The organism is Microbulbifer sp. HZ11, assembly GCF_000708675.1.
Lineage (GTDB): Bacteria > Pseudomonadota > Gammaproteobacteria > Pseudomonadales > Cellvibrionaceae > Microbulbifer.
This window is the reverse complement of record NZ_JELR01000002.1, coordinates 384,517-394,152: the sequence shown is the minus strand read 5'-3', so window position 1 is coordinate 394,152 and position 9,636 is coordinate 384,517. Positions and strand designations below refer to the sequence as shown.

General features: G+C 56.5%; 5 protein-coding genes and 2 tRNA genes. 5 read left to right on the top strand and 2 right to left on the bottom strand.

Annotated elements, in window-relative coordinates:
• Positions 1–16 precede the first annotated feature (16 nt).
• Together AU11_RS09500 and AU11_RS09495 are read right to left on the bottom strand one after the other, a co-directional pair.
• Complete coding sequence (locus tag AU11_RS09500; RefSeq protein WP_051687136.1) at positions 17–1,213, bottom strand: PepSY domain-containing protein; 1,197 nt, start codon at positions 1,211–1,213, stop codon at positions 17–19.
• 91 nt (positions 1,214–1,304) lie between these two features.
• A complete protein-coding gene (locus AU11_RS09495) occupies positions 1,305–3,407 on the bottom strand; it encodes a TonB-dependent receptor (RefSeq protein WP_043318977.1) in 2,103 nt (700 codons plus the stop codon).
• Positions 3,408–3,860: 453 nt separating this feature from the next.
• Between AU11_RS09495 and AU11_RS09490 the strand changes: the two genes are divergently transcribed.
• The 5 genes from AU11_RS09490 to infB all read left to right on the top strand — a co-directional run bounded on the left by AU11_RS09490 (position 3,861) and on the right by infB (position 9,487).
• Positions 3,861–3,937: transfer RNA gene (locus tag AU11_RS09490), tRNA-Met, on the top strand.
• A gap of 54 nt (positions 3,938–3,991) precedes the next feature.
• A tRNA-Met gene (locus AU11_RS09485) sits at positions 3,992–4,068 on the top strand.
• 327 nt (positions 4,069–4,395) lie between these two features.
• A complete protein-coding gene (gene rimP / locus AU11_RS09480; RefSeq protein WP_043318976.1) occupies positions 4,396–4,866 on the top strand; it encodes a ribosome maturation factor RimP in 471 nt (156 codons plus the stop codon).
• Between the two features lie 150 nt (positions 4,867–5,016).
• Positions 5,017–6,519 (top strand): transcription termination factor NusA, encoded by a 1,503-nt coding sequence (nusA, locus tag AU11_RS09475; protein ID WP_043318974.1) that lies wholly within the window; start codon positions 5,017–5,019, stop codon positions 6,517–6,519.
• A gap of 142 nt (positions 6,520–6,661) precedes the next feature.
• The gene (gene infB, locus AU11_RS09470; protein WP_043318972.1) at positions 6,662–9,487 is read left to right on the top strand and encodes a translation initiation factor IF-2; all 2,826 of its coding nucleotides are present in this window, start codon (positions 6,662–6,664) and stop codon (positions 9,485–9,487) included.
• Positions 9,488–9,636: the final 149 nt, after the last annotated feature.

Here is a 9,636-nt window from a genome sequence, read left to right as displayed (position 1 = left end):
AATGAATGTAAGGGGGTCACTTGGCTTCAGCCATGATTCCCTTGGCAGGTTCTGTGCTGGTGGTAGTGATAGTGGTAACGGTTGTTCGTTGCTTTCGCTGAGCCTGCGTTTTCAACCGCCGCTTCTGCCACCAAAGGTACAGGCCGGTGCCAAACAACAGTGCCGGCACCAGGCCTGCCAACAACACCAGCCAGCGCCCGACTATCCCCAGGGCATCCCCATTGTGCAGAGGGAACTGCCAACGCAGGATTTTATTACCGAGTGGGATCTCGGTAACCTTCTGAGTCAATAGCACTTCGCCGGTGTACTGGTCCAGCCGTGCAAAGCTGGCTCCGTAATTGGTCCAGGCTTCGCCTTCTGCACGGAAGGTCACGCCGTAGCTGTCTTCACTATTGCGCGGCAGATAAATCCGTTTCAGAACACCACCGGGGAAAACCTCTTCACCAATGGTTACCGCCATATCCGGCGAAATCGGTGTGCCAGATATTACCCGTGAACCGGGCAGGGCGGGGCGGGGCTCCACTTTGAACAGGCTGCCGACAACCGCTTCTACTTGCGTCGGAAATACCAGCGTCACACCGGAGAAGCTGATCATTAACAGCAGCGGTAAAAAATAAATGCCGAAGACCTTGTGGATGTCAAAGTAAAACCGGAATCGATTCCCTGTGCGCGAAATGGAAAAAGCCCGCTTCCAGTCTCGAGTTCCGCTGTGCCTCAGTTTTGGCCACCACAATACGACACCGGAAATACAGAACACCATCAGTAGCAGGCCCATAAAACCCACCACAGTTTTGCCATTTTTTCCCGCGAGCAGCGTGTAGTGCAGGCGGTACAGCCAGGTCATGGTGTATTCCGTGGTGCCCCAGCCGCGCACAGCCAGCACTTCGGCGTCGGTGGGTGACACGCTGACTTCGATAGGGCCGGGTGCGCCTTCCGGTGTGGGGAAGCGTACAACGTGGGGGCTGCCTGGCTGGCGCTGGGTCATCAGGCGGGTGGGCTCGGGATTTCCGGGAACCGCGGCTTGCGCGGCTGCCAGTATTTCTGAATAACTGGCGGGGCGATCACTCGGGTTGAAGGTTACCGTTTGCGGTGCAAGTGTTTCATCCAGCGCGTGGTCGAACACCAGCAGACTGCCGGTGAGGCCGATCAATGACAGCAGTAGGCCCAGGGTGAGACCGGCGTATTTGTGCAGGACGAAATATGTTTTGCGCATGGAATGACGTATTTATGGATTCGCCAGCCAGCGGGCTCCTACGGAGTATCTTCCAATCGGAGCCTGCTTGCAGGCGAGCACTCGTTATTTATTAGAATACCTTGGAGTAAGACAGGTTCACACTGCGCCCAATCCCCTTGAAGTTGCGGATGTCATTACCCGCGGTCTGGGAGTAGTAGGTGAAGTAGTCTTGATTGGTCAGGTTTTGGATACCCAATGCGAGTTCACCGCCCATCGCCTGCAGCTGTGCGCTGGCATCAATGATGGTATAGCCGTCAAATTCACGGGTGACGTCACCTGCTGAGTTTTCGAAATCACGGTCCAGCAGCCAATTTGCTTGGATTCGCGTACTCAACACCTCGCTCCAGTTACGTGCCCAGCTCAGGTTAAAGCGGTTGGGAGCGATATTGCGGCCATCCAGATCTGTATCCACCTTGCCATCGTCATTGGAGTCGTATCGGCCTTTGGTGTAGGCATAGCGGGCCTCCAGGGTGTCGGTGTCAGTGGCGTACCACTGGCCGCGCAGTTCAAAACCGTCGATATCGGTCTTTTCCCGTTGCACGCTGTAGATGCCATCGTCGCCAAGCGCCAGGCGCTGGCCAATATCGGAATCGGATGAGTAGTAGGCGAGCTGGGCTGCGAATGCCTCACTGGTAAACTCCAGCCCCAGTTCCTGGTTCTCAGTGAGAATTGGCTGCATGTCCAGGAAGCTTTCGACCGCAAGGCCCGGTTCATTGATGCCGCGTAGAACCCGCCCCACATCCGGCATGGAAAATCCCTCTGAATAGTTTGCGTAAACTCGCAGGCCGTCGGTGAATGCATAGGTCGCGCCGATATTTCCGAGTGTTTCGCTGAATTCGGGTTTGCCACCTTTGACGAACTGGCTGCCGTAAGACGCGAGGGTTGTGAAATCATCAACCTGTAATTCGGAGATCTCATGGCGTACGCCGGCGGTAACCGTCAGCTGGTCGATACCGCTGAATTCCGCCTGAGCATAGGGCGCGATATTTTTATACTGGGTGGGCGGAACCCAGGCTCGACTGGTCAGAATCAGTTGCTGCCAGGTTTCGTCTTCCAGTAGGTCCACACCGTAGGCGAGGCTTACCGGGGCGCCGGCGATCTGGTCCTTGATCAGTGTCAGCTTGAGACCGCGTTTTTCTGAGTTGTTCTGGGATTGGTCGTACAGATCAGGACCGTAGGTGTCTTCATCCTGAAACGTGCCGCTGTTGGTCGCGCCATAGGTTCCGGCAAAATCCTGCGAAAATACCTGGGCGCGCAGCTTCTGCCCGAAGAAATCTTCGTTACTGTATTGCAGGTTTATCGTGGTGACCTCGTTGGAGGGGGACTTTCCTGGTACTTCACCTTTTACCGCCGTGGTGGGAATACCGGCGTCAATATCGCCGTCCACGCTTAGCCAGTTGTTGTTCCCCTCCACCAGAAAGTGGTTGATGGTCAGCTGCACGCGTTGGCTATCCCAGCTGTAACCAGCCTTGATAAACGCATTGCTGGTTTCACTGTCCATAGTGTCGCCCTGGGTATTGTCGAAGCCGACAATCTCCCCATTGGCATCGTAGCTGATACCGGAATTGCGGTAGGTCATGCTGGCCAACACGTCTACATCGCTTAACTTGCCGGAAAGGCTGTAGCTGCCGTTGTAGCCCAGAGTGTCGTTCAACTCATCGGTCTGAAAAGCAGACTCCACCCGCACACTCTGTTGAAACTCGTCGCTCGGGGTGCGGGTAATCAGGTTGATGATACCGCCGGAGGCGCCCATGCCGTGGATGGCGTTGGCACCGTGAATCACTTCCACCCGCTCCAGAACCAGTGGATCAATGGTGTGACCATCGCGACCGCCGTCACGCAGAGGGTTGGACTGCGGTACACCGTCGATCAGGTAGAGTGGTTTGCGGCCGCGCAGGCTCTCGCCTGAACTGGTCATCTTCTGGCGGCTGGGGGAAAAGCTCGGAATCAGGTTGCCGAGAATGGTCGACAGGTCGCTGGTGGCGGCCATCTGATTGGTCAGTTCCTGCTGGTCGATCAGGGTGACGGTATTGGGAATGGCGCTTAAGGGTTTTTCCGTACGACTTGCGGTAACCACTACTTCTTCTTTGATCTGGGAGTTGCTTTCCGCGGCAATGGAAAGCGTACTGGTGGCGGCAATGGCCAGAGCAAGGGTGGTACGAGTCCCGCGCATGCTGAGCTCCTTGAGAAAACTGGATGTGTTATTGGGCGAATTTATTGGACGATTTTGCCGGATGATGCGGCGAATTGTTGCGGGCAGGGGCCGAAGGTTTAACCGCCATGCGGTGAGGGTTAGCCCTCACGCGGATGTCTTGCGTATCTGTGCCTGCCTATTTATTGAATGGCGGCGATCATAAGTAAAATGAGAATGTTTATCAATGTTGTTTCCTGACTGCGGCACGGGGAGCGATACGTAATGTTGAAGCACTGGGAGTGATAAAACTGCCTATATATAAGAGGCGAGGTGACGTTATTCCCGTCCCGAGATCTAGGGGTGTGATTAAATGCCAAAAGTGACTTGACTCCCCGGGGGGCGATCAATAGAATGCGCAGCCTCTTGAGCGGTTGGGGCAACCCATCGCGAGGGGCCGGTCTCTACCAGGATCCGGTCTCTGGGAAGTGTCGGTGCGGGGTGGAGCAGCCTGGTAGCTCGTCGGGCTCATAACCCGAAGGTCGTAGGTTCAAATCCTGCCCCCGCTACCAATTTCCATCTTATACTTCTGATGTGTAGATGGTTGTTAACTCCCAAGATGTTGTTGCGGGGTGGAGCAGCCTGGTAGCTCGTCGGGCTCATAACCCGAAGGTCGTAGGTTCAAATCCTGCCCCCGCTACCAATTTCCGGTACCATTGGTTCTTAGCTAGATGCCCGACTCGGGCTCGCTTTTCACCTCTGGCGGCATGGCCGGCGAAGGTCTAGGGTTCAAATCCTGCCCCCGCTACCAAATTTTGCGAAAACATTTCAGGTTGTTTTCGTGCAGTAAAAGCCCCTGTTAGGGGCTTTTTCGTATCTGCGGCAAACGTGGTTTGCCATCCGAATGGGCCGGGAGTCGGCGCCGCGGTTTCTCATTCGGACCGTGGGGTTGGCTTCGCTGCCCATTTTTTGTTCTCTGCGATCGGCGCAACCGGTTGCGCATCCGCCCCGAAGAGGGGCCACAGGTGATATGGCAAGCAAACGCGAACTGTTGGAAGAGCTCCTGGCTCCGGTGGTCGAGTCACTGGATTGTGAACTGTGGGGCATTGATTATCAGACCCATGGTCGCAATGCCCTGCTGCGGATCTACATCGACTCGGAAAGGGGCATCTCTGTGGACGACTGTGAGAAAGTCAGTCGCCAGGTGAGCGCAGTCATGGATGTGGAAGATCCTATAAGCAGCAAATACACCCTGGAGGTTTCGTCTCCGGGTATGGATCGTCCGCTGTACAAACTGGAACAGTATCAGCGCTATATCGGTGCCCAGGTAGAGCTGCGTTTGCGCATGCCACTGGATGGCCAGCGCAAGTGGCGCGGCCTGCTGGCAGGTGTGGAAGGCGATGAAATCGTTTTGCGTATCGACAGCGAAAATGAGTACCTGCTGCCCATCGACAGTATCGAGAAGGCCAATATTATCCCGCAGTTTGATAACGAAAAGTAAGCACGGCTGCAAAAGTACAGTTTCAGATTTTCCGGCCCGAAATGGGTCGATCATATTAGGGCAATGCGAAAGTAGCCGGTGGGAGTGGTGTTACAGACCCCACCAGAGCATTGATTAGTCAGCACGTAGCGTTTTTAAAGAGGCAGCTGCATGAACAAAGAAATCTTGCTGGTAGCCGAGGCGGTTTCCAACGAGAAAGGCGTTGACCGGGATATTATTTTCCAGGCAATTGAGGTGGCCCTTGCGACTGCCACCAAGAAGCGCTACGACGAAGACTCCACCATTGAGGTGATCATCGATCGCCGTACTGGTGACTATGAAACTTTCCGCAGCTGGGAAGTGGTCGACGATGACACCCTCGCCGAGTTGGGCACCCAGTTCACCCTGGAGGAAGCCCACGAGAAAGATCCCGAGCTGAAAGCCGGTGATGTTTATCGCGAACAGGTAGAAAACGTCGAGTTCGGCCGTATCGCCGCGCAGACTGCCAAACAGGTCATCGTACAGAAGGTACGTGAAGCCGAGCGCGCCAAAATCGTTGACGAATACCGCGATCGCGTGGGTGAGCTGGTGAGCGGGACCGTGAAAAAGGTCACCCGCGACTTTATTGCCGTGGATCTGGGCAACAACGCCGAAGCACGCCTGCCGCGGGACCAGCTGGTTGGCCGTGAAATTTTCCGACTCAACGACCGCGTCCGCGCCATCCTGTTGGAAATCCAACCGGAAGCACGCGGTCCGCAGTTGATGCTGAGCCGTTCCTGCCCGGAAATGCTGATCGAGCTGTTCCGCATCGAGGTGCCGGAGATCTCCGAGCAGGTGATTGAAATCAAGGGCGCAGCGCGGGATCCCGGGCTGCGCGCCAAGATTGCCGTCAACACCAACGATGGACGTATCGATCCGGTCGGTGCCTGCGTGGGTATGCGCGGTGCGCGTGTTCAGGCAGTATCCAACGAGCTGTCTGGTGAGCGTGTGGATATCGTGCTGTGGGACGACAACCCGGCCCAGTTCGTCATCAATGCGATGGCGCCAGCAGAAATTGAATCCATTGTGGTGGACGAAGACGCCGGCTCCATGGATGTCGCGGTTGCCGAAGAAAATCTGGCCATGGCCATTGGTCGAAGCGGTCAGAACGTACGTCTCGCGTCCGAGTTGACCCAGTGGCAAATCAACGTGATGAGCGTTGACGAGTGGCAGGCGAAGCAGGAAGCGGAGTCCGGCAGTATCATGGAAACCTTCATGGCACGCCTGGATATCGATGAAGACGTTGCGGGCGTTCTGGTCGAAGAAGGATTCACCACCCTTGAAGAAGTGGCCTATGTGCCGATCGAGGAGATGCTGGGTATCGAAGGCTTCGATGAGGAAATCGCCGAAGAATTACGCGCTCGCGCCAAGGATGCACTGCTGACCCAGGCGCTGGCTTCCGAGGAAGAACTGGAAGCGTCCGAGCCCCAGGAAGACCTGCTGAGCATGGAAGGTATGGATCGTCAGCTGGCGTTCCTGCTCGCCAGTCGCGGTGTCTCCTCCATGGAGGACCTGGCGGAACAGGCGGTCGACGACCTGCTTGATATCGAAGGCATGGACCAGGAACGTGCCGCTGCACTCATCATGAAAGCGCGCGAGCCCTGGTTCGCCGACGACAGTGATCAAGAGGCTTAATGCCAAGGTGCCGGGCTGTTGCCCGGCACTGCGCGTGGTGTACAGCACCCGCGCCCACCAATTGCCTGCCGTGCAGGCCAAGGGTGGAGCGGTAAAATGAACTAATACCGCTCCGCTGCAAAGTGACTTTTTAGGAGAGAGAATGGCCGAAGTAACAGTTAGCGAACTCGCCAAATCGGTTGGTGCCACCGAAGAGCGTCTGCTCAAGCAGATGCAGGAGGCGGGTTTGCCCCACACTTCAGCGGATGCAAAGGTATCTGCGGAAGAAAAGCAGGTCCTGCTCAATTTTCTGAAAAGCAGCCACGGCAGCAGTAAAGGGGAAGAGGGCGCCGCTCCTCGCAAAATCACCCTCAAGCGCAAAACCACCACGACCTTGAAAACCGGCTCTGGCACAGGCCGCAAGACCGTGAACGTGGAAGTGCGAAAGAAGCGCACTTACGTTAAGCGCGCCGAAGCGGAAGGCGAGCAGGCCGAAGCCGAAGTCGATACATCCGCACTGAAAAAGGCGGAAGAAGAGCTGGCAGCTGCAGAAAAGGCGGCCGCCGATCGCGCCCGCGCCGAGCAGGAAGCTGCCGAAGCGGAAGCTAAGGCGCGCGCCGAAGCGGAAGCCAAAGCTCAGCAGGAAGCGGAAGCGGCTGCCAAAGCAGAAGCTGAAGCCAAGGCTGCCGAAGCTGAAAAAGTGAATGCGAAAAAGACTGCTGAAGCCAAGCCTGCAGAAAAAGTCGAATCGAAGCCTGAACCCAAAGCCGAACCGAAGCCCGCCCCTGCACCTATTCGTTCCAGCTATGTCGACGATATTGAGGCGATGCGTATCGCTGCCATGGAGCGCCGCAAGAAAGAGGCGGAGCGCGAAGCCGCTGAGCTGGAAGAGAAGAAAGCCCGCGTAGAAGCCGAGCGCAAGCGTGTCGAAGATGACAAGAAAGAGCGCGCGGAAAAGGCCAAGCAGAAAGCGGCGACAGAGGATTCCGCTGTCAAACCGTCCCTGCGTCGCAAACAAGAGGCGGTTGTCGACGATCGCGATGACGATGAACCGCGCAAGAAGCGTAGCCGTCGCGGTAAGTCCGGCCCGAAAAAAACCAGCAAAACATCCCTGTACGATGCCGCGCTGGAAGCTTTCGAAACGGAAGAAGAGAAACGCAGTACCCGATCTCTGTCTCGTCCTACGCTGAAAGTGAAGAACACACACGGCTTCAAGAAGCCGACAGGAAAGCAAGTGTACGAAGTGCAACTGGGTGAGACGATCACCGTCGGCGATCTTGCCAGGCAGTTGAATATCAAAGCCGGCGAGCTGATCAAGCGCCTGATGAAAATGGGCGAGATGGTCACCATTAACCAGAGCCTGGATCGCGATACCGCCACCCTGATCGTTGAAGAGATGGGGCACAAGGTGGTTCTGCGCTCCGAGAATGAGCTGGAAGAAAAACTCGTTGCCCTGACCGCCGATATCGAAGGTGAAGAAGTTTCCCGTTCGCCAGTGGTTACCGTTATGGGCCACGTAGACCACGGTAAAACGTCTTTGCTGGACTACATTCGCGAAACCAAGGTTGCCTCCGGTGAAGCCGGTGGTATTACCCAGCACATTGGTGCCTACCGGGTAAAAACCAGCCAGGGCGAAATCGCCTTCCTCGATACCCCGGGACATGCCGCGTTTACCGCCATGCGCGCCCGCGGTGCCCAGGCGACCGATGTGGTTATCCTGGTGGTGGCAGCGGACGACGGTGTCATGCCGCAGACCGAAGAAGCCATTGCGCACTCCAAAGCCGCAGGCGTTCCCATGGTTGTTGCCATCAACAAGTGCGACAAGGAAGCCGCGGATCCCGATCGCGTCAAGAACGAGCTGGCCGCCAAAGACGTTATCCCGGAAGACTGGGGTGGTGACACGCAATTTATCGAGGTCTCTGCCCACACTGGTCAGGGTATTGACGAGCTGTTGGAAGCCGTCTCCCTGCAGTCCGAAATGCTGGAGCTGAAAGCCAAAATCGGTGTGCCGGCCAGTGGTGTTGTGATCGAAGCGCGCCTGGAAAAAGGTCGCGGTGTTGTCGCCACTCTGCTGGTACAGAGCGGTGAGTTGAAGCGCGGTGATATCGTGCTGGCCGGGCAGAGCTACGGCCGCGTACGTGCCATGACCAACGAACTGGGCAAGTCCGTGAAGGAAGCCGGCCCATCCACTCCGGTGGAATTGCTGGGTCTGGACTCGACGCCGAATGCTGGTGATGAGTTCCTCGTGGTTGCGGATGAGCGTAAGGCTCGTGAAGTGGCCGAGCAGCGCGCCGACAAAGAGCGCATCGAACGTATGCAGCGCCAGCAGGCGGCCAAGCTGGAGAACATGTTTGCGAACATGGAAGCTGGCGAGAAGAAAGTTTTGCCGGTTATCGTAAAAGCCGACGTGCGCGGTTCCCTGGAGGCTATCCAGGCCGCTCTTGCGGAGATCGGCAACGAAGAAGTTTCCGTCAACGTGGTTTCCAGTGGTGTGGGCGGTATCGCCGAAAACGATATCAACCTGGCTCTGACCTCTGGCGCCATCGTGATTGGTTTCAACACTCGCGCCGATGTGGCCGCGCGCAAGCTGGCGGAAACCGAAAGCGTAGAAATCCGTTACTACAGCGTGATCTACAACCTGTTGGACGAAGTGAAGCAGGCCCTGTCTGGCATGCTGGATCCGGAAGAGCGCGAAGAAATCGTCGGTATCGCCGAAGTGCGTGACGTATTCCGCTCTCCGAAGCTGGGTGCTATTGCTGGCTGTATGGTCACCGAGGGTACCGTCTACCGCAACAAGCCGATCCGTGTACTGCGTGACAACGTCGTGATCTACGAAGGAGAACTGGAATCCCTGCGTCGCTTCAAAGATGACGTGCAGGAAGTCCGCAACGGTATGGAGTGTGGTATCGGCGTTAAAGACTACAATGACGTCAAGCCGGGCGACCAGATCGAAGTGTTCGACATCGTTAAGGTAGCTCGCGAGCTGTAATTGACCGTCACACTGACGAAGATAGATCGTCACCCCGGCGAATATATTTCGTCATCCCGGCGAAGGCTGGGATCCAGGGGGAAATGAACCGTCGCCCCGGTACAGCCCGGGGTTCAGTTAACCACCGTGGTTTTCTGGGTTCCGGCTTG

Bases quoted from the DNA above. Each gene is read 5' to 3' on its own strand.
- AU11_RS09495 (WP_043318977.1), bottom strand. From the start codon at position 3,407: ATGCGCGGGACTCGTACCACCCTTGCTCTGGCCATTGCCGCCACCAGT.
- nusA (WP_043318974.1), top strand. From the start codon at position 5,017: ATGAACAAAGAAATCTTGCTGGTAGCCGAGGCGGTTTCCAACGAGAAA.
- rimP (WP_043318976.1), top strand. From the start codon at position 4,396: ATGGCAAGCAAACGCGAACTGTTGGAAGAGCTCCTGGCTCCGGTGGTC.
- AU11_RS09500 (WP_051687136.1), bottom strand. From the start codon at position 1,213: ATGCGCAAAACATATTTCGTCCTGCACAAATACGCCGGTCTCACCCTG.
- infB (WP_043318972.1), top strand. From the start codon at position 6,662: ATGGCCGAAGTAACAGTTAGCGAACTCGCCAAATCGGTTGGTGCCACC.